General features: G+C 53.1%; 20 protein-coding genes. 4 read left to right on the plus strand and 16 right to left on the minus strand.

Translation table 11 applies throughout. The features are described 5' to 3' along the window. Nucleotides 1-300: 300 nt before the first annotated feature. A complete protein-coding gene (msrA, locus tag MHH78_RS20840; protein WP_076078192.1) occupies nt 301-816 on the minus strand; it encodes a peptide-methionine (S)-S-oxide reductase MsrA in 516 nt (171 codons plus the stop codon). Between the two features lie 358 nt (nt 817-1,174). Here msrA and MHH78_RS20845 point away from each other — a divergent pair, with 358 nt between their 5' ends. Next, nucleotides 1,175-1,735, plus strand: a complete 561-nt coding sequence (locus MHH78_RS20845; RefSeq protein WP_341168683.1) for a TetR/AcrR family transcriptional regulator — start codon at nt 1,175-1,177, stop codon at nt 1,733-1,735. 82 nt (nt 1,736-1,817) lie between these two features. On the opposite strand, the gene MHH78_RS20850 is transcribed toward MHH78_RS20845, so the two are convergent. The 4 genes from MHH78_RS20850 to MHH78_RS20865 are packed head-to-tail and all read right to left on the minus strand — an operon-like array spanning nt 1,818 to nt 5,951. Then, nucleotides 1,818-2,834: a Gfo/Idh/MocA family protein gene (locus MHH78_RS20850; protein ID WP_341168684.1), complete on the minus strand. Its 1,017-nt coding sequence runs from the start codon at nt 2,832-2,834 to the stop codon at nt 1,818-1,820. A gap of 38 nt (nt 2,835-2,872) precedes the next feature. Continuing rightward, nucleotides 2,873-3,961: a Gfo/Idh/MocA family protein gene (locus MHH78_RS20855; protein ID WP_341168685.1), complete on the minus strand. Its 1,089-nt coding sequence runs from the start codon at nt 3,959-3,961 to the stop codon at nt 2,873-2,875. Then, on the minus strand, nt 3,958-4,734 hold the full coding sequence (locus tag MHH78_RS20860; protein ID WP_076078010.1) for a sugar phosphate isomerase/epimerase family protein: 777 nt from the start codon (nt 4,732-4,734) through the stop codon (nt 3,958-3,960). The genes MHH78_RS20855 and MHH78_RS20860 overlap by 4 nt, the downstream gene beginning before the upstream one ends. Before the next feature lie 53 nt (nt 4,735-4,787). Then, nucleotides 4,788-5,951 (minus strand): Gfo/Idh/MocA family protein, encoded by a 1,164-nt coding sequence (locus MHH78_RS20865; protein WP_076078007.1) that lies wholly within the window; start codon nt 5,949-5,951, stop codon nt 4,788-4,790. A 159-nt stretch (nt 5,952-6,110) separates the two neighbouring features. On the opposite strand from MHH78_RS20865, the gene MHH78_RS20870 reads away from it, so the two are divergent. Beyond that, the gene (locus MHH78_RS20870; protein WP_339256504.1) at nt 6,111-6,950 is read left to right on the plus strand and encodes an AraC family transcriptional regulator; all 840 of its coding nucleotides are present in this window, start codon (nt 6,111-6,113) and stop codon (nt 6,948-6,950) included. Nucleotides 6,951-7,463: 513 nt separating this feature from the next. Here the strand turns inward: MHH78_RS20870 and uxaC are convergent. Next, nucleotides 7,464-8,873 carry a glucuronate isomerase gene (uxaC, locus tag MHH78_RS20875; RefSeq protein ID WP_341168686.1) on the minus strand — a complete coding sequence of 470 codons (1,410 nt, stop codon included), beginning with the start codon at nt 8,871-8,873 and terminating at the stop codon, nt 7,464-7,466. Between the two features lie 155 nt (nt 8,874-9,028). Between uxaC and MHH78_RS20880 the strand changes: the two genes are divergently transcribed. Both MHH78_RS20880 and MHH78_RS20885 read left to right on the plus strand, forming a co-directional pair. Further along, nucleotides 9,029-9,721: a GntR family transcriptional regulator gene (locus tag MHH78_RS20880; RefSeq protein ID WP_076078002.1), complete on the plus strand. Its 693-nt coding sequence runs from the start codon at nt 9,029-9,031 to the stop codon at nt 9,719-9,721. A gap of 48 nt (nt 9,722-9,769) precedes the next feature. Beyond that, nucleotides 9,770-10,624 (plus strand): SDR family oxidoreductase, encoded by an 855-nt coding sequence (locus tag MHH78_RS20885; RefSeq protein WP_341168687.1) that lies wholly within the window; start codon nt 9,770-9,772, stop codon nt 10,622-10,624. Between the two features lie 66 nt (nt 10,625-10,690). Here the strand turns inward: MHH78_RS20885 and MHH78_RS20890 are convergent, their stop codons facing one another. From MHH78_RS20890 to MHH78_RS20935, 10 genes are all read right to left on the minus strand, one after another. Further along, nucleotides 10,691-11,380, minus strand: a complete 690-nt coding sequence (locus MHH78_RS20890) for an ABC transporter ATP-binding protein (protein WP_036728687.1) — start codon at nt 11,378-11,380, stop codon at nt 10,691-10,693. Continuing rightward, on the minus strand, nt 11,377-12,501 hold the full coding sequence (locus MHH78_RS20895; RefSeq protein ID WP_341168688.1) for an ABC transporter permease: 1,125 nt from the start codon (nt 12,499-12,501) through the stop codon (nt 11,377-11,379). Before MHH78_RS20895 ends, MHH78_RS20890 begins: the two co-directional genes overlap by 4 nt. A 154-nt stretch (nt 12,502-12,655) precedes the next feature. Then, nucleotides 12,656-14,044 (minus strand): sensor histidine kinase, encoded by a 1,389-nt coding sequence (locus MHH78_RS20900; RefSeq protein ID WP_341168689.1) that lies wholly within the window; start codon nt 14,042-14,044, stop codon nt 12,656-12,658. Beyond that, a complete protein-coding gene (locus tag MHH78_RS20905; RefSeq protein ID WP_340827002.1) occupies nt 14,041-14,718 on the minus strand; it encodes a response regulator transcription factor in 678 nt (225 codons plus the stop codon). Before MHH78_RS20905 ends, MHH78_RS20900 begins: the two co-directional genes overlap by 4 nt. Nucleotides 14,719-14,827: 109 nt before the next feature. Next, the gene (locus tag MHH78_RS20910) at nt 14,828-15,646 is read right to left on the minus strand and encodes an SDR family oxidoreductase (RefSeq protein ID WP_341168690.1); all 819 of its coding nucleotides are present in this window, start codon (nt 15,644-15,646) and stop codon (nt 14,828-14,830) included. A 123-nt stretch (nt 15,647-15,769) separates the two neighbouring features. Beyond that, the gene (locus MHH78_RS20915; RefSeq protein WP_076077986.1) at nt 15,770-16,216 is read right to left on the minus strand and encodes a MarR family winged helix-turn-helix transcriptional regulator; all 447 of its coding nucleotides are present in this window, start codon (nt 16,214-16,216) and stop codon (nt 15,770-15,772) included. 172 nt (nt 16,217-16,388) lie between these two features. Next, nucleotides 16,389-17,576, minus strand: coding sequence for a metallophosphoesterase (locus MHH78_RS20920; protein WP_341170354.1), 1,188 nt, complete (start codon nt 17,574-17,576; stop codon nt 16,389-16,391). Nucleotides 17,577-17,753: 177 nt separating this feature from the next. Beyond that, entirely contained in the window at nt 17,754-18,419 is a 666-nt protein-coding gene (locus MHH78_RS20925) for an HIT domain-containing protein (RefSeq protein WP_341168691.1), read from the minus strand. Nucleotides 18,420-18,769: 350 nt separating this feature from the next. Continuing rightward, nucleotides 18,770-19,183, minus strand: a complete 414-nt coding sequence (locus MHH78_RS20930; protein ID WP_341168692.1) for a bacteriohemerythrin — start codon at nt 19,181-19,183, stop codon at nt 18,770-18,772. Nucleotides 19,184-19,303: 120 nt separating this feature from the next. Next, nucleotides 19,304-20,209, minus strand: coding sequence for an NUDIX hydrolase (locus MHH78_RS20935; protein ID WP_341168693.1), 906 nt, complete (start codon nt 20,207-20,209; stop codon nt 19,304-19,306). Between the last annotated feature and the right edge of the window lie 253 nt (nt 20,210-20,462).

Raw genomic sequence — 20,462 nt, forward strand, 5'->3', positions numbered from 1 at the left:
GGAGCTATAGAGCATTCTGTATTTCGCTAAGCTGCTTATTCTATCCCCTGTTCCCTCCTCTCTCTTCCCGCCTGCATCAGAGCCAGAATTACCAATGCTTGTATCCGTTTACAAATATGATTATAGTTGCACAAGTGGCAATTGAGTAGGCGCGGAATTTCGGATTTAGGTTCCCATATTTTGGTTTTTGGTATAATGATCTATAGCTTAACCCGCAGGGTGCTGCAAAAATAGCAAAAAGCCCTTAATTCCCAGATGCCTGGTCATTAAAGGCTTTTGTAGGCTTCCCTCTCGTATTCACTATTCCCAGTGCTGCGAAATAAAGGTATCCCGCCCGGACTGCTCGCGGTCCTCTTTATAGTGCTTCGGATTCTTCTTGTGATAGTCCTGATGATAGTCTTCTGCCGGATAGAATACCGGCGCAGGCAGAATCTCCGTCACCACCGGAAGCTCGAATCTGCCGCTGACTGCCACCTGCTCCCGGGAAGCAAGTGCCGCCAGCCGCTGCTCTTCCGTATAATAGAATACCGCCGTGCGGTACTGCGTTCCCCGGTCCTGAAACTGTCCGCCGTCGTCCGTCGGGTCAATCTGCGGCCAGAACAGCTCCAGCAGCCGCTCGTAAGGGAATAATTCAGGGTCATAAGTGATCTGCACCACCTCATAGTGACCAGTTGTCCCTGTCTTCACCTGCTCATAAGTTGGGTTCTCTACCGTTCCTCCGGCGTAACCTGATACAATTCCGTGAATGCCGGGCAGCTCTTCGAACGGCGTAACCATGCACCAGAAGCAGCCTCCGGCAAACATTGCCTGTTCCATAGCCATACTCCCACTCCCTGTCTCTCATCTGCTGACTCTTGTTAAACCCTGTACTGAAGATAAAGCCTAATGACCTGAAAGTCAATTTGATCGCTAGACCTGATTGCCCTAAGATAACTTAATGAATAGAATGTTTATTCTATTTATAGTTCAGAAAGAGAATAATTAAACTTTAAGTATGTTCGGAATGGAAATTCCTTTTTGCAGAATAATGACTAATAAATAGCTTTCTTATTGTCTGTTTCACCACAAAATCTATCTTTTTGATACTTGAGAGTAGAATACATATTCTTTTAATTGACAATTCCTTGCAGGAGTTGTACTATTTTATAGAATGATTTTTCCGTAACGAGGTGTAATGATGGGTAAACGCGATGATATTCTTCAGGCAACCCTTGATTTGATTACTGAAGAAGGCTTACAATCTGTTACTTTCGCCAAAATATTCAAGAGGGCCAATGTAGGCTCCAGCACATTCTACCATTATTTCGAGAACAAGGAGCAGCTGGTCAATGAGTTGTACTATAAAGTCCGCATACATAAAAATGAGTTCGTCATGAATGGCTATGACCCCGGCTTAACCATCTATGAGCGTGTGAAGAGCCTTCTGAAGAATACGGCTAACTATTCGCTTCAATACCCCAAAGAGGTTGATTTCACAGAGAACTATTGCTCCTCGCCCTATATTTCCGAGGACTTGCGGAACACGCCGGCTCCCTCAACCTTAGAGATATTCGCCATCATTGAAGAAGGACAGCGGCAGGGAATCATCCGGGAAATGAATGTTTGTCTGTGCTATCAGCTGATCTACGGGATATTAATTGCTGTCATCAAAGGCTACTTGGACGGAAAATATCCGCTTAACGAGCAGCAGATTCAGCAGACCATTGAAGCCTGTTGGCTTGCGATTAAGCTGTAGCGGCTAACACGAATAAGGCCATCCCTTAAGCAGAGCTCTGCATAAGAGACAGCCTATTCCGGCATCAGCCGGATGATGTACGCTAGACCTGAGGGACCAGATTCCGGCTCCCCGAGGACTTGTAGATCTCTGCAATCAGCGTGAGCGCTTTGATGCCCTCAGCACCGTCAATCCAGAACCTGCGGCCTTCACGGATGTGGGCATAGAAGTCATGAATTAACCGTGAATGCCCGGTGCCCCAGTACGATTTCCCGCCGCTGCTGATGCTCTGCGGCTCACAGAGCAGCGTCTCCTGACCATCCTTCCACAGATACAGGCTGTCCCGGCGCTGCTGCAGGGTCCCTTGCTCGAAGACCAGCTCCAGCTCCACCGGCGAATTGGCCTGATATGCATTGGTTCCGTAGAAGAGCCCCCGCGCCTTGTTTTTGAAGTCGATACACGCATGTGCACTGTCCTCGACCTCAATAACATTGTTCAGCACATCGGTGCTTACACTGCCTTTCACGGAAGCGATGTCACCGCCGAACCATTGCAGCAGATCCAGGGTATGGATAGCCTGATTGATCAATACCCCTCCGCCTTCCGTAGCCCAGCGGCCTCTCCATGGACTGTTCGTGTAGTACTCCTCAGTCCGGGTCCATGTTACTAATCCCTTCATGCAGAGGAGGTTACCCAGGCTGCCGGAATCGATTACTTGTCTGATCCTCACTGAAGGTTCATTATAGCGGTTCTGGAATACTACACCCAGCTGTCCCGGAGCCTGCTCCGCCGCCTCCTGCATCAAGCGGGCCGAAGGCACATCCAGCGCCATGGGCTTCTCGGTTAACACATGCTTGCCCGCCTTCAGCAGTTCCACCGCCATTCCGGCATGCAGATGATGCGGCGTGCAGAGATGGACGATGCCGATATCTGCACGCTCCAGCAGCTCCCTGTAATCCGTCAGGCCTTCACATTCGTAATCCTGAGCGGACTGCGCCGCCTGAACAGGATCACTGTCCACCACGGCTACCAGCCGCGCATTCTGGATGGAAGCAATGGCTCTGGCATGCAGCGGGGCAATCGCCCCACAGCCGATAATCGCTGCTCCATTGGTATTCATCTTAACCACCTTCCGATCTTCTGATAGCTGTAGTGCAACTATTTGAGCGTATCCGGGGTCAGATTCACCGCTTGCCGCTGCGCCTCCAGACACAGCTCAGCCGCCTTGAACGCATGCTCCTGGGTCATCGCCTTCTCCGTCCGTTCCAGGCAGTCCAGAATCAGCTCACCGAAGAACGGGAAGCCGATCTTCCCGGCCACATGCTCATAATGCTCTCCCTCACCGTCCACCCAGTAGACATGGTCCGGTGTGCTGGAGCGGCCGATATCGCTGTATTTGCGCAGTTCGATATAGCCTTCCGTGCCGAGAATGATCGTCCGTCCGTCGCCCCAGGTCCCGAGCCCAGCCGGAGTGAACCAGTCCACGCGAAAATACTGCGTAGCCCCGTTGTCCCCAACCAGCGTAGCATCCCCGTAATCCTCCAGCTCCGGGTAAGCCGGATTGTTGTAGTTGGCGACCTTGCTGTGAAGTACCTTGGCATCACGGCAGCCCGCGTAGAAGAGGAACTGTTCAATCTGATGGCTGCCGATGTCACAGAGAATGCCGCCGTATTTGTCACGCTGGAAGAACCATTCCGGCCGGCTGGGTGCATTTAACCGGTGCGGCCCCAGTCCCATCACCTGAAGCACACGGCCAATCGCCCCCTGCTGCACCAGCTGACCGGCATAGACAGCACTCTCTACATGCAGTCTCTCACTGTAGTATGTCATGTATTTCCGCCCCGTCTGCTCCACCTGAAGGCGTGCTGCCGCAAGCTGGTCCAGAGAAGTGAACGGAGATTTGTCTGTGAAATAATCCTTCCCGTGTGCCATCACCCGCAGACCGAGCGGACCGCGCTCCGAAGGAACGGCCGCTGCTGCTACGAGCCGGACCTCAGGATCTTCAAGAATCTCTTCAGCAGAACGTGCGGCTCTGACGCCGGGATACTTGTTCAGGAATGCTTTTACCTTCTCGGGATCTGGATCGTATACCCACTTCAGCTCGGCTCCCGCCTCTACTAGTCCGTTGCACATCCCGTAAATATGCCCATGATCCAGCGCCAGCGCGGCAATCACGAATTCACCCGGTCCCACCACAGGCTTCGCCTCATGTACCGGAGCATACATCATTCCATCCTTGCGGCTCATGCTTGCACCTCCAATCTGGAGTGCAGATGCCGGAGGCTGATCTCCAGGCTCTCGAACGGATCACGCTGGCACACATCCTGCTCCACGATATGCCATTCCACCCCCGTCTTGCGGCAGGCATCAATAATCGCTCCATAGTTCATATTGCCTTCGCCGATCTCGGCAAACACAGCCTTACGGTTCAGAATAGTCATATCCTTGAAATGCACGGCCTGCATTCTGCCTTCCACCTTGTGAATCCACTCTACAGGATCTCCGCCCCCCGCCTGAACCCAGTACAGATCCAGCTCGAACCCGAAGACCTCCGGATCACTGTCCTGCAGCAGCACATCCATACCGGTCAGACCGTCAAAACGTTCAAATTCAAAATCATGATTATGATAAACGAATTGCAGGCCATACTCTTCCTTAAGTGTCCGTGCAATGCCGGAAGCCAGCTTGGCGAAGGTGCGGTAGCCCTCCTGGCTGGTCTGATATTCCGCAGGCAGCGAGCCAAGACCGATGTATTTGCAGTCCCACAGCTTATGCTCTGCTGCGAGCGCATCCAGATCATTCACCAGCCGGTCCCAGGGAACATGTGTCGCACATATTTTCAGATTAAATTCATCCGCATATTCCTTCACCAACTTAGGGTCCATGGGACCGATCCCGGAGATCTGCACAGCCTGGTACCCGATGCTGCTCACCTTCCGCAAGCTCTCCCGCAAGGCTTCCGGCGTCTGGGTATATTCACGCAGGGTATACATTTGGGCGGCAATCGTTGAACGGTTCATTGTATTCATCCACTCCTAGATAAGTTTAATTGGCGTAAGAGAGTAAAGTTAATCTAGTGGGTACCCGATACATCAAGGGCTTTCTGGCTGACCGGAGCTTTCTGAAAAGTCGAATTCTCCACCTGCTCCATCAGCTTCTCATAGAACAGCTCGCTGTCGATCGGCAGGTCCACCCAGTTGTCGGTCCACGCAGACAGATACATGGCATTGGACAGGGTCAGCCCGTGAATGCCCTCTTCCCCCGGAGCCAATAGCGGCTCATCATGCAGAATCGCATTGGTGAAGTTACGCAGAATCCCCTTATGCTGCTCTCCATTCCCGGAGTCCACCGGAATCTCGCATTTCCAGCATTCCGGCGCTCCGAAGCCCCCGGTATATTCCGCATTGAACTTCGGCTCAGGGGTGCGAAGGCGGAAGAAGGTCAGCGTGCCGTCTTCGATGACGATTTTACCGTTGTCGCCTGTAATCTCGAACCGGTTCGTCCCCGGCGCTTCCCCTGTAGTCGTGATGAACAGCCCGGTTGCGCCATTCTCATACTCCACATAAGCGGTCACATCATCCTCAACTTCAATATTCCGGTACTTCCCGAACTGGCAAAAAGCGCGTACCCGCTTAGGCATCATTCCGGTAGTCCACTGCCAGAGATCAAGCTGGTGCGGGTCCTGGTTCAGCAGCACTCCGCCGCCTTCCCCGCCCCAGGTCGCCCGCCAGCCGCCGGAATCATAGTAGCTCTGAGAGCGGTACCAATTGGTGATAATCCAATTCGTGCGCCGGATCTCTCCCAGCTCCCCGGACTGAATCAATTCTCTCAGCTTCTGATAGAGCGGATTCGTCCGCTGGTTATACATAATGCCGAATTTGCGGTCAGACTTCGCTGCGGCGTCATTCATCTGCTGTACTGCCTTCGTATAGACACCGGCAGGCTTCTCGATCAGAACATGCAGCCCGTAGCCCAGCGCTTCAATCGCCAGCGGCGGATGATCATAATGCGGGGTGGCAATCATCACCGCATCAATGATCCCGGACTTGAACAGCTCCTCCGGCGACAGAAAGCGCTGCACATGATCCGGCAAATGCTCCTCTGCCCATTCCAGCCGCTCAGGGCTGATGTCGCAGACGGCCGTTAGCTCGGCCCCCTTAATATCACTCAGCAGACTCTGTGCATGGGTCCGCCCCATACCCCCTACGCCAATAATTCCATAACGTACCTTATCCATCTCCCATTCCCTTCCTGAAACAGTTTATGTTATGAGGATAACCCTATTTGCCGGTGGAGGCCATGACTGTAATTAAGGTATATTTGTATAATAATAAGATGTATTGGATAAATGGAAGCGTTATAATAGCTTTATAGCCTTATTTGAAGGAGCCCTGATATGAATATGACTGCGAAAGGCAATGGTAATTTGACCGGACGCCTGCTGCACAACCTGACGGTTACCGTTACCCATGCCCAATTAACCAGCAGATATCCGGGATGGAACCGGACGAATGAGACCCCTGCCTTCAACCGGCTCTACTACATTGATTCCGGCGAAGGCAAGGTGATTATCAACGGAGTGGCGTACTATCCGAGACCCGGACAGCTGATGATTATGCCCGCAGGCTCTACCCAGACCACGGATACTTCACGTGATGATCCTTATACACGCTACTATTGTCACTTCGATGCGCAGATTGGGGAATGGCCGCTGTTTCATTCGGCGAATAAGCTGTATATCTGTGATGTGCCTGATCCGGAGGCCACCCGGACGATGTTCGCGGAGATGATTGAATGGTTCCAGGATACCGGCTTCCTCGCTACCCTTCGGACGCAGGCCGCGCTGCTTACACTGCTGTCCCTCTGTCTGGAATCGGGAGGCTACAGCAATTTCCTTGACGATCTGACGCATACGAGCGACCAGGGCAAGCTGGCGAATGTGCTGGGCTACATCGATCAACGGTTAATGCGGCCGCTGACGGTCGAGGAGCTGGCAGAGCGGGTCCATCTGCACCCGAACTATTTCATTCCCTACTTCAAGAAATTCATCGGCGTTCCGCCGATGCAGTACGTCCAGCTGAAACGGATGGAGCTCGCGAAGAGGCAGCTCTCCTACACCGATTTCAGCATCTCCAGTATCGCCGAGCAGGTCGGCATGGAGCTGGCCCACTTCTCCAAGGTGTTCAAGAAGTCAACCGGCGTATCCCCGTCTGCTTACCGGAGCAGTACGCGGTAGAATGCACCGGAATTATCAGAACATAATCATCCTAACGGATGGATAAGCTTACCTTCGCGCGAACACAATGTATGCTGCATTGGTCCATATTCCGCTGTAACGGCCAATTGTAATCGGTTTTTCGATTACATTCGGCTTACGCGGAGCCCACAGTCCAATCGTAATCGGTTTTTCGATTACATTCGGCCTACGCGGAGCCCAGAGTCCAATTGTAATCGGTTTTTCGATTACATTCGGCCTACGCGGAGCCCACAGTCCAATTGTAATCGGTTTTTCGATTACATTCGGCTTACGTAGCCAACCCGGTCCAATTGCGTTTTTCTCTGTTAAAATATGTAATTCAGATAAACAGACGACGTTGTGTTTTTAGGCACGCTGCTCATTTTCATGCTGCTGTTGTGCCTTGAAAGACATAATTCCTGAACAATTAAAAAATCAGCACGCCTCTCTAAGAGACCTGCTGATTTTTTAACGCTGTGTCAATCGATGAATGGTATGCTGCGCTCCTGCTCTCTACTTGATCCCGAAATACGCATCCGCATTGTTGTAGCATATATTCTCAATGGTCCGGCCGATTAAGGCATAGTCTCGCGGCAGGTCCCCCTCTTCCATCCACGTGCCGAACAGGTTGCAGAGAATGCGCCGGAAGTATTCATGACGCGTGAAGGATAGGAAGCTTCTGGAGTCAGTCAGCATGCCGACAAAAGGGCTGATCAGGCCAATGCTGGATAGCGCCTTCAACTGCTGCAGCATGCCCTCCTTCTGATCATGGAACCACCAGCCGGAACCCATCTGCACCTTGCCCTTGATGCCATCACCCTGGAAGTTACCGATTGCGGTGGCTATCATCTCGTATTGCGAAGGGTTCAGCGTATAGACGATGGTCTTCGGCAGCTGTCCGCTGGCATCCAGCTCATTCAGCAGTGCGTTGAGACTGCGGGCCATATTGAAATCCAGAATCGAATCGAAGCCGCTGTCCTTGCCGATGGCACTGAACATCCGTGCGTTGTTGTTGCGCAGCGCTCCGATATGCAGCTGCATGCTCCAGCCCCGCTCATGATAGAGCCGGCCTAATTTGATCAGCGTATGGCTCTGGAACTTCTGTTCCTCCTGCGGGCTGATCTCTTCCCCTTTGAAGGCCCGGGCGAATATGTAGGCCGCTTCATGCTCTGTAGACTGGGCATGCGGCAGCTCACCGAAGGCCTGATCCGACAGCCGGCAGCCATGCTGATGGAAATAATCGATCCGCGCGGTCACAGCCTGGAGGAATCCGGAGTAATCGTGGATCTCAATACCGCTCGCCTCACCAAGCAGGCCCACGTATCCGGTGAATCCTTCATCACGGATGTTCAGCACCCGGTCCGGTCTGAAGGTCGGGGCAACCACCGTCTCAAGTACATGATCCTTCTTAATCTGAATATGATGCTCCAGTGAATCAATGGGATCATCCGTTGTGCAGACCACATCGACATTGAGTTTTTTGAGAATCCCCTGCGTAGTCAGTTCATCTCCCTGAAGCTGCTCATTGCAGCGTTCCCACACACTGTCCGCAGTCTCCCCGGAGAGCAGCTCGTCGATCCCGAAGTAGCGCTTCAACTCCAGGTGGGTCCAGTGGTAGAGCGGATTGCCCACCATCTCAGGCAGGGAACGCGCCCAGACCATGAATTTGTCTTTGTCCGGCGCATTCCCGGTAATTAGCTGTTCGTCAACGCCCAGCCAGCGGAGCGCCCGCCACTTGTAATGATCCCCGGATAACGCGAGATCAGCGATATTGCGGAACCTGCGGTTACTGCTGATCTCCTGCGGATTCAGATGACTATGGAAATCGTAAATCGGCATTGCGGCGGCATAATCGTGATACAATCTCTGTGCACTTGGACTTAACAGCAGCCAGTCGTCATGAATAAAAGATGAGGTACTCATATTGTTCTCCAGCCTCTCGTCTATGATATTGGTGGGCCACGGATACCGTCCTTAAGCGGACAGCAGGCGCTTCTGCCCATTCGCACTACCATACTACCATACAAGTATGGTAGTATGGTAGTGCTTACATTAATCATTAACAGGAGGGTTACACGATGGAATACACTATCGGTACACAAGCACTCTCCACAAGGGACATCGTGTATCGTTCACTGAAGAATCAGATTCTGCTGCTGGAGCTGCCGCCCGGAACCGGGATTTCGGAGAAGGAGATTTCGCTGAAGTTCAGTGTCAGCCGCACTCCGGTCCGTGAGGCCTTTGTCCGTCTGGCCCAGGAGGGCCTGCTTGCTGTATACCCCCAGCGGGGAACGGTGGTCTCCTTGATTGATTCCGAGCTCGTGGAAGAAGCCCGCTTCATGCGCGAGCATCTGGAGCGGGCAGTCATCCGGGAAGCGTGCAGCGCCTTCCAGGCCAGGAATCTTATCGATCTGAAGGCTAATCTGGACAAGCAGAAGCTCTGCATCGAGGATCAGGACTATAAAGAAATGTTCATGCTGGACGAAGAGTTCCATCATGTGATTTTTATGGGCTGCAATAAAAAGAATACCTGGGAGGTCATCCAGCAGATCAAGGTTCACCTGAACCGCAGCCGGATGCTCAAGCTCACGGCAGATCACAACTGGGAGCATCTGTACCGGCAGCATTATGGTCTATATGAAGCCATTGAGCAGCATAATATTCAGCAAGGGGATCAGCTTATGCAGGAGCATATGGCCCTGACGATCGCCGATCAGGAGATGCTGATGGAGAAATATCCGCAATATTATAAGCAAAGATCCGCAGACTGATATAACCTGACGCAAGATCATACTTTCACCAAGAAGGGTTGGATCACTATGTCCGAGTTGGCATTACAGCCTGCACTGGCAGGCAAGACCGCTGTAATTACCGGAGGAGCCGGAGCCCTCTGCAGCGCTATGGCGCTGGAATTGGCCCGGCAAGGCGTGAAGGTCGCCATCCTGAACCGTACGGAGGCCAAAGGGGCAGCTCTGGCTGCACAGATCACTTCCGGCGGCGGCCAGTCCCTGGCCTTGGCCTGCGATGTTATGGATGCCGGGAGTGTCCGGCAGGCAGCGGATGAGATCTGCAAGCAGTGGGGTCCCTGCGACTTGTTAATCAACGGGGCCGGAGGCAATCAGCCTTCGGCGATTACCACCAAGGAGACCTTAGAACCGGGAGACCTGGAGAATCCCGATGTCGTCTCCTTCTTCGATCTGTCCGTGAGCGGCTTCCGCACGGTCCTCGACCTCAATCTGACCGGAACATTAATTCCAACTCAAATCTTCGCCAAGCAGATGCTCGGACGCCCCGGAGCAGCGGTGATCAACATCTCCTCCATGAGCGCCGCATCGCCACTCACCAAAGTTCCGGCTTACAGCGCGGCCAAGGCAGGTATCAACAACTTCACGCAGTGGCTTGCGGTGCATCTGGCTGAGTCCGGCATACGGGTAAATGCCATCGCCCCCGGCTTCTTCGTCACCGCACAGAATGAACAGCTGCTGAAGGACCCGAACGGTGAACTGACCGAACGTTCGCTCAAAATCATCTCCCAGACCCCGATGCGCCGCTTCGGCACACCGGAGGATCTGCTCGGCACCTTGCTCTGGCTGGCTGATGAACGCATGTCCGGGTTCGTAACCGGGGTAAGCATCCCCGTAGACGGCGGGTTTATGGCCTACTCGGGCGTGTGAAGGCATTCTGCAGCGGGAAACCGGCATTCCAAAAAACTGAACCCCGTCCCCAGGGTTCAGTTCCAATTAATTAAGGCTATGCGCTTCAACCAGCACGCCATCCTCCAGATGCAGCACCCGGTCGCACCAGTCCAGCATTCGTTCGTCATGAGTAACCATTACAGCAGCCTTGCCTTCGCTCCGCACCTCGTCGGCTATCATCCGTACCACTTCCCGGCCACGGCTGTAATCCAGACTAGCCGTCGGCTCGTCTGCGAACAGAATGGCCGGCTTGTTCATCCATGCCCGGGCAATCGCCACCCGCTGCTTCTCGCCCCCGGACAGCTGTTCGGGATAATGATTGCGGCGTTCCCAGATCTCCAGACGCTTCAGCAGATAGGCGGCACGCACCTTCGCTTCCTTCGGGCTGAGCTTAGCCAGCTTCGCTACATAGAGCAGTTGCTCCTCTACCTTCAAGAACGGCAGCAGCTGCGCACTTTGGAACATGAAGCCGATTTTTTTCAGCCGCAGCTCCGTCAATTCCCCCTTGTCCTTGTCACGCAGCGACTCGCCGTCGAGGAGGATTTCTCCGCTGGTGGGCGTAAGCAACGCACCTGCTGCGGAGAGAAACGTGCTTTTCCCGGAGCCGGATGGCCCCAGTACTGCTATGAATTCGCCTTCGTTCACCGTAAGGTCCAGATGGTTCAGAACGGTCATCGCCCCGTCCCCATCCCCGTAAGTCTTGGTTACCTGCTTCATCACTAATTTCGCACTCATGCTCCAGTCCTCCCTATCGCTTCCAAGGCATCCACCTTTGCTACTCTTGCTACCGAAATTAACGAGCCCAGCAGGGACATCCCTATGAACAGCAGACTGGTCATCGCCATCGTCTGTCCGTCCAGCTCAAACGGCATCGAATCGGGCAAGCCCATATTCATCCCCAGCGTAAGCAGAATGCCCAGCACCAGACTGGCGACAGACAGCAGCATTACTTGACCGACTACACTCCAGGCCAGATAGGACATCTTGGTCCCCATCGCCTTCAGGATACCGAATTGGCTGGTCTTCTGGATCGTAATGACATAGAAGAATACAGCAAGAACTACCGCAGCAATCACGAACAGGAACACAATCATCATCAGCAGCGAATTCTGCTCGGCGGAGTAACCGGGAACACTGGCGATCGCCTGCTTTTGCGTAATTACCTCTACGGACTGTAGCTGATCTGCAATCTGCCCAGCTTGAGCCGCCGTTACATCCAGCGCGATCACATTGTACGGGGCATTGGCATTGCCTGAACCTCCGCTTCCCTGAACCGTTCCTTGCTTCATCGCCTGCCAGTCCAGCTGATTGATATAGACCACCGGAGTATGGCTGTAGGAGCTGTCCTTCACGAAGCCGGTAACCGTCCAGCTCATGCCGGAAGCCTGATCACGGATCGTACTGCCAATGGTAACGCCGGACTGTTCCAGCTTGGAGTCTGCAACCGCGCTGCCTTGAACCTCATTGGTGAATCCGGCGCCTTCCGTTACTTCAGGAGCCAGCATGCCCGTCATATCTACGGCAAAAAAAGTAATATCCGCCTTAACATCCGCACCGGCAGCTGTAATTGTACTGGTCTGTACCCCCAGCGGAGTCGCGTTCGCCTCTCCGGCTACTGACCGGGCAGCCGCAAGCTCCGTATCCGTTAACTGTGAACGCCTGAAGGTATGATCCGCATCGCTCTGCACGGCGAAGTAATTGGCGGGCATATTTTTCAGCGCCGAAATATTGGCATAAGCAAGACCTCTAGCCAGGCCGGTGACGAACAGCACCAGGAACGAGACCAGCAGCATGATCACCATAATGAGACTGTAGCGTGCTTTGGAGTGCCTCATCTCCCGAATTGCCAAGAACATATAACCACTCCTTCTAATCTGTATATCCACAGTTTAGAGAGTGAAGATGAACGGAGTATGAATAAAGAATTACACTATATAGATTGAAATTGCTCCTCCAGTTCCAAAATTCCCCTCCGCCACTTTTCCCTTAACTATAAATTATTAGTTCAACCTATATAGTGTCAGGGTGGCAGGGCAGAGTGACAGTGAACGTAGTTCCTTCCCCTACTGTGCTCGTAACCTCGATGTTTCCGCCATGCGCCTGGACGATCTTTTGGGCAATAGCCAGCCCCAGCCCGCTGCTGCCTGGCTCACGGGATCGCGACTGATCCACCTTGTAGAACCGGTCGAAGATCATCGGTAGCTGCTCCGCCGGAATGCCCGCACCGTTGTCGGTCACCGTTACAATACATTGCTGGCCCTCCACATGTGCTGCGATACTGAGGGTCCCGCCCGCCGGGGTGTATTTGACCGCATTTGTCACCAGATTCATCCACACTTGATAGAGCAGATTGGAATCGCCCGTAAGCGTGATATCTCCGGCATGCATCCGTACTGCCAGCTCCTTCTCCGTAAGATGCCACTCCATAATCTGAATCACCTGCCGCAGCTGGGCGCGCAGATCGAAGCTTCTTTTCTGCAGGGCATGCTCGTCATAATCCAGCGAGGACAAGGTGAGCAGCTGCGTGCTGAGCATAGATAACCGCCGGCTCTCGTCCCCGATTATGGACAGATACTCTTGGCGCTGTGCTTCCGGTAGAGTACTGTCCTGGAGCGCATGCGCAAAGCCCTGAATAGAGGTTAATGGCGACTCAATCTCATGCGACACATTGGCGACAAACTCCTGTCTTGCCCGGTTCGTACGTTCCAGCTCGCGGCTCATCGTCATGAAGTGGGAAGCCAGTTGGCCGATCTCGTCGCGGCGGGCGGTGTAGAGCTTGATGTCATAGCGCCCCTTTGAGATTAGGAGCGTGGCCTCGGTCAGCCGGGTAATCGGCCGCACCACATGAAATACAGTAATCAGCATGAACCACAGGCTTAGCAGAATGATAACCGCAATAATCACGACAAAAAAGATCCGCAGCTCCCCGAACTGCACCTGAGCATCCGGACGCATGAACAAGGCATAGGTCTCTCCGTTAATATGGACCGGCACCCCAATGGAATTGCTGAGCTGGTTATCGAAGAACCCTGTCACGAACAGCTGGCCGGGGAAATTCCCCACCCCATGGTAGATCTCCCCGTCCAGCACTTTGCGGAGCGCCTCGTCCTTGAGGTCATTTTTGCGGAAAGGCAGGCCGTAGAAGCGTTCCTCTCCATCGGCATTGACCAGATACATTTTGTACCCCAAGGAAGCCGTACTCAGGAGATATTCTTCCACCGCATCCGGGTGATCCTCAATGAACTGCTGCAAACCTATGGCCATCCGGGTCAGCTTAGCATCATTCTTCGGCTTGACCTGGGATTGGTAATACAGGTTGGAGACCAGAAATCCCAGCACGCTGCTGATCATAATCACCGAGCAGAAGATAATACTCATCCGTACATAGAGCGATCTCATGCGTTCACCATGTCCACTTTGTAGCCAATTCCCCGGACCGTGCGGATGACAAAATCATTCTGGTATTCGCTGAACCGCTGACGCAGGCGCTTGATATGCACATCCACCGTCCGCTCATCCCCTTCGTAGTCCGCTCCCCAGACCAGCTCAATCAGCTCACCACGCGTGAACAGGCGCCCCGGATATTGGGCCAGCTGGGCCAGCAGCTCGAACTCCTTCACCGGCAGCAGCAGCACCTCTGTCCCGTCACTGATCTCGTAATTCTTACGGTCGATCACCAGCGAATTCAGGCGAATCCGGTCATCTGAGGCGATGGAATAACGGCGGAACAATGCCTTGATGCGAAAGATCAGCTCCTCCGGTTCAAAAGGCTTGGTCACATAATCATCCGTCCCGTGCAGATACCCCTGCTCCTTATCACTGAGCTGCTGACGGGCCGTCAGCAGAATGACGGGAATATCATAGTTCTCCCTTATGTATGCACACAGCTCCAACCCGTCCATATGCGGCATCATCACATCCACCACCGCCAGATCGACCGTCTGCTCCTTCATGCGTGCCGCCGCTTCCAGCCCGTCTCCGGCTTCTATCGCTTGATATCCTTCTCTAGTAAGAACATGCCGCAGCAGCGTGCGGATATGAACATCGTCGTCAGCTACCAGTATCTTTTTCAACTTACATACGCTCCCTCCGGCTTGCCTGATCAATGTCATCATACTAGCAACAAACCCTGCTCAAAACAATAGGACTCCAAACCAACAAGCTCACTTAGGTCAGTACGTTCTACACTATAAAAGGCAGAATGCTGTCCCGCAAGGGGGTGACCGGTCTGCCCATAAGCCGCTCCAGGTCGCCGGAGGTGGAGGCCGTATCCAGCTTGCTCATAAAAGCATAGATCCAGTGCTGAACTCCGTCATCCTGACGGTGCACCACCGGCTTGCCGGCAACCTCTGTCAGAACTTCGGCCAGATCGCCAAAATCCCAGGTCTGCGGAGCGGTCAATTCATAGATACGGTTGCCTGCTCCCCCTTCGCCAAATACAGCAGCAGCAGCCAATGCAAGGTCACGGCGGCTAGCCGAGTTAAACTTCCACTCTCCCGGTGGCGTCACCAGCTCTCCGCTGGAGAGTGCCTCCTTCAGTCCCAGCACCCCTACGAAATCAACATAAAGGGCATTGCGCAAAAAGGTATATTCCAGCCCGGACTCTATAATCGCCTGTTCCGTGAGTGTGTGCACATTATCCGGCTTGCTCATATCTAATCTATGCTGTGAGAATGCAAAACCCGTATAGAGGATATGCCCCACCCCGCTTCGTCTGGCTGCATCAATTACCCGCTTATGCTGGGTCAGACGGACATTATCATCCGTGTGCGAGCTGGAGATCAGCAGGAGCCGTGAAATCCCGCGAAAAGCTTCATTCAGTGATTCCGGCAGATCATAATCCACCTTGCGGATTTCAATTCCCTGCTCCCGGATAAAAGAAGCTTGCTCAACACGTCTTACTCCGGCAATGATTTGCCCTACAGGGATGCGGCTACGCAGATTCTCCAGAATCAGACTTCCCAGTTGCCCGTTTGCTCCCGTAATCAATATTGTCGTCATAGGCGATAACACCCTTTCCTTATTGGAATCAGATTTCTTCACATATCCACCGGCATATTCCAGCTGCTTTATATAATCTCTGTCTGCGGGCAGCCTCCCGGCATGCGGAACATTCCACACCTTCTATCCTCTACTCAGCTTATTCAGCAGCTCCAGCAGCAGCTGCAGCTCCGGCTCATCCAGCCGGTTCATTACCGCCGCAACTGCTTCCCGGTTCCCCGGCAGCTGTTCCATCAGGAGTCGCTTACCTGCTCCGGTCAGCGAAATGACTGTCTTACGGCCATCCTGTGCGTGAGCCGCCCGCGTAATATAGCCGTCCTTCTCCAGCGGAGTCAGCAGCAGGCTGATATTGGCTTTGGTTACCGCGATTCGCTCAGCAAGCAGCGAGGGCAGGATCGATCCCCCGTGCTTTGCAATCTCAACCAGTACGCGGATTCTTGCCCCGTTCAGACCCTGCGCCTGCCAGTATTTCTCGGAGACGGCCACAGTGCCCGCTGTCGCTCCCACCAAGGCGAAGAAAACCTCATTTTCAAGCGGCAGCTCAAGCACAACCTTTTGTAAATCATCCATTAGCAGTCGTCAACTCCATTTAGTTAATAGCTAAACCATTTCTACAGATAGATTAGCGGATCCCGGCAGGAATGTCAAAAGAAAATGAATAACTCCTCTATAACCCGACAAAAAACCCCCTATTCTCCTTAAGGAAGGTAGAGGGTTCAATCCTGCCACATGCAGGTTTCCGTTAGATCAAAACAGGCTTAGCCGCAGGTGACACCTTGTCTGCACCAAAGCTCATGCTGCCATCCAGCACAAGTTCCAGCCTAATCAGCTCTGAGCGGCTGGCCAGCCGGATCGGCGGTCCCCAGGTTCCGTAGCCGGACGAGACGATGACATGCAGCTTGTTTTTGAGCAGATAGCCCCAATCCAGTTCGAACAGGCGCCGGGTAATCCAGTGATTCGGTGCAATCTGCCCCCGGTGGGTATGTCCTGACAGCAGCACATCCACTCCAGCCTCTGAAGCGATCCCGAAGCCAGTCGGCTGATGATCCATCATCAGGATCGGCTTGCTGCGGTCCACTCCATGTAGAAGAGTCTCCACGCTGAGCCGTCCACCCTCCATGTGCTCGGCAGTCTTGTCTTTGCGCCCGACCACGTAGACTCCCGACGTCTCCACCACTTCATCCTGTAACACCTGAATGCCGACACTCCGCATAACCTCCGTATACTGCGCAATCGAGCCGCCGTAGTATTCGTGATTCCCCAGCACGGCGTAGACTCCATAACGTGCCTTGAGCTGCTTCAGCTGCTGCTCCATCCCATTACGGAGAAAAGGCTCAATGCTGTCATCCAGCACATCCCCGGCCAGCAGAATGATATCCGGGTTCATCGCGTTCATCTCCCTGACCATTCTGCGCAGATGGCGGTTGCCGACAATGTTGCCCAGATGGAGGTCGGAGGCTACTGCTACCGTCAGCGGAACGCTGGTTCCGATGGATTTTGCCACCTTAAGCCGGTGGGTCCGCACCACAGTACTCCAGGCATTCCGCGATCCCCAGATCAGGAAGATTGCGAGCAATACCAGCACTGTAGTCCCGGATTCCGTTACGAATGCGGAGAGTCCTACGCCTGCAAGCGCCAGCACACCATAGAGCAGATCGGTCAGCGGCAGCATGATCACGGCGAACTCCATACAAGCCAGATAATAAGAGCCAATCACCTTGAACAACCTGCCTACCGGTCTCAGCGCCTGCGGCAGCGGCACCCGGCCAATCATATAAGAGAAGGAAATGACAAGAAAGATAGTCCAGTACGCAGTAGTATTCATCCCCGGCAGCCATGCCTGGAGCAATACGGACAGATGCCATCCAATGTAGACATTCACCAGTCCAAGCACCAGCACCATGACCGCAGCCCCGGCCAGCATCCGCATGTTTTTCACTTCATTCCACTCCCTTAAAGTAAGTTTCTATACGATCTACTTCAAATCATAACACAAAGTATTCACCAGGTATAAACTGTGCCGTCAACCTGTGATATACCTGAGTTCCCCTTGGACAAAAAAGAAAGACAGCCCTGCGGCTGCCGTTGATGGAATGCGTGTTTTCACTTATTGTCTTAGTCCCTTGATTTCTTCTACCGGTAAGCTGGTGGCTTCGGAAATGGTTTGCAGGTCTATACCCCGGTCTATAAGTTTAATAGCGATTTCTTTACTTGTCTCCGTTCTACCCTTTGCTTCGGCACTTTCAATACGGGAATGCTCATCGCTCAGCGCCTTCATCCGGGCATCATAAGCCATTCGCGCTGCGGCGTCCTGGCTCAGAAACTCTAGCGTATCCATCGCTTTTTTTTGCATCGGTTCTTTCTCAGCCAACCCTTCCACCATTCTCCGTCTCGTCTCGCCCAGCCGTTCCCCGGCTCCATCCGGGTGGAGCGGTTCTCCCCACAGTAGCCCGTCCCCCTCATACCGGGGAAGCACATGCATGTGGTAGTGGGTCAGATCGTTGAATTTACCGCCATCAGCAATAATTCTGATCCCGTCCGGCTGGTACAGATATTTGAGCAGCGCGGCGAGCTTCTGTGAAGCCTCCATAACAGTATGTGCAGTCTTCGCATCCATCTCATCGACGTCCCAATAGTGCTTTTTCGGCAGAATCAGGGTATGGCCTTCATTGAAGGGATCGATATCGAGTACACAGGTGATATATTCATTCTCATAGACGATATTCAGGCCGGGTTCCACCCCGTTCGCAATTCTGCACCCCAGGCAATCCATGATGATCCTCCCCCCTTAACAAACTGGATACTATGATAATATCAACAGGCAATAGGATTCATAGAAGTATTTTGGTACCTCTTATAGAAATGTGATCGGTTTTTCGATTACATTTGGCCTACGTAGAGCTTACAGTCCAATTGTAATCGGTTTTCCGACTACATTTGGCCCACGCGGAGCGCCCAGTTCAATTGTGATCGGTTTTTCGATTACATTTGGCCCACGCAGAGCGCCCAGTCCAATTGTGATCGGTTTTTCGATTACATTTGGCCTACGCGGCGCATCCGGTCCAAGCAGCTAATATAAAAAAAGAAATGCCTTACAGCATCTCCTTGTTCCCGATCATTCAGTTAGACCGCCTGGTTGCCCTTGGCCGCGATGCATTCACCGATTAGCTTGTCGCATTTGTGAATGTGATTGATCAGCCAGTCTGTCAGCGTCCGGTTCAGCTTGATCGTGGATAATACGGATACCCCTTTGGACTTGATCGTCTCCTCCAGTTCCAACACCGTTTGCACGAATTCAGCGTGTGTCTTCTGATGCTCCGTCAGCTCCGGGAAGTCGATATTCTTCATCAGCTGCTCTTCACTGCCGAAATGCTCCACGGTGTAATCCTTGAGGAACCTCAGCGTCTCTTCGATCTTTTCTTTGCCCTGCTGGTTGCTGCAAGCGTCAAAAAAGTCGTTCAGCTTTACCAGCAGCTGCCTGTGCTGACAATCAATCTTTTCTACTCCGATATCATACGAATCCTTCCAGCTAATCATAGGCTCACCCTGTCCTTTGCCATAAACACAATAGTCAAAATATAACTAATTGTCTGCTTTTCCATATGAAAGTTCTATTAAGAACATCACAAGGCAGCGTTGCCGGACAGAAGGGCATTCTCAAAATAAATTCCATTCCCGGTTATACCGGTACAGCTTCGAGGGACGGTGTCCTGCATCCCGGGTGCTCTGATCCGTCTCGATGACCCGCTCTGCGATTTTGCGGCGGAAGGCGGCGGCGAGCAGCTCTTTGCCGAGGATAATCTCATACACGCGCTGCAGCTCGGACAAGGTGAACAACGGCGGCATCAGATTGAAGATAATATCGGTATATTCCGCCTTGCCGCGCAGACGTTCGATGGCATACTGCACCATTAGCAGATGGTCAAAAGAAAACCCCGCGCTGCGCACGATCTCACGGCTGACCTGTCGGACATGCCCTTGAATAGTCTCGGTAAGCTTGACCACCCCGCTTAGCTTCTCCTGCTCACTCTCCAGTATAATCTCCACCAGTGTCTCCTGACGGACGTCCTGCTCCAGCACCTCGCGGCGGGTCTCCAGAATGTGGTACGAGACGTCGAACCAGGCAGCTGCGGCTGCATCATCCCCTGCCTGTACGTCCAATGCCTTGCGGTCCACGAGCGCCATGTAGGAGCAGCTGATCACCCTCATCCGCGGATCACGGTCTACATCGCCCCAGGTATACAGCTGCTCCATATAGATATTATCGATATTAGTCTCGCTGTACAGCTCCCGGCGGGCTGCTTCCTCTACGCTCTCACTGATCCCTACGAACCCTCCCGGCAAGGCCCACTGTCCCAGAAAAGGATGCTCCCCGCGCTGAATCAGCAAGAGCTGTAAGGACTTATCCGCCAGCTTGCGGTAGTTATTCTGCTCCTGCTCCATCACGGTGAAAATCAGCATATCGACGGTGACAGACGGACGTTCGTAATTGCCCGCATTATAATTCTGCAGGAATTGCTCCTCGTTCAAGCCGTTAGAGTCGGTTACGGGTTGATTTGGCATGGATATTCTCCTTGTCTTGAATCGATTAATAGGATTCGTTTGTTAATAACATATTGATATTATATACATGGTAATGGAATGCGGGCAAGTCCGGGCCAGGGCGAAGAACGTTTTTTCCCAATCTATATAAGACGTACTCAAGGTTTGAACTCGAAGCTTGGTCGTCGCTGCGGTGAACATTTGGACTTCCGGCCGCTGTTGTCCCCAGATTTCTTGATTTAAACCACTATTCGTGGTAGAAATCCGGTGACTG

Origin of the sequence: Paenibacillus sp. FSL H3-0333 (assembly GCF_038002805.1) — a bacterium.
GTDB classification, from domain to species: domain Bacteria; phylum Bacillota; class Bacilli; order Paenibacillales; family Paenibacillaceae; genus Paenibacillus_AQ; species Paenibacillus_AQ silagei.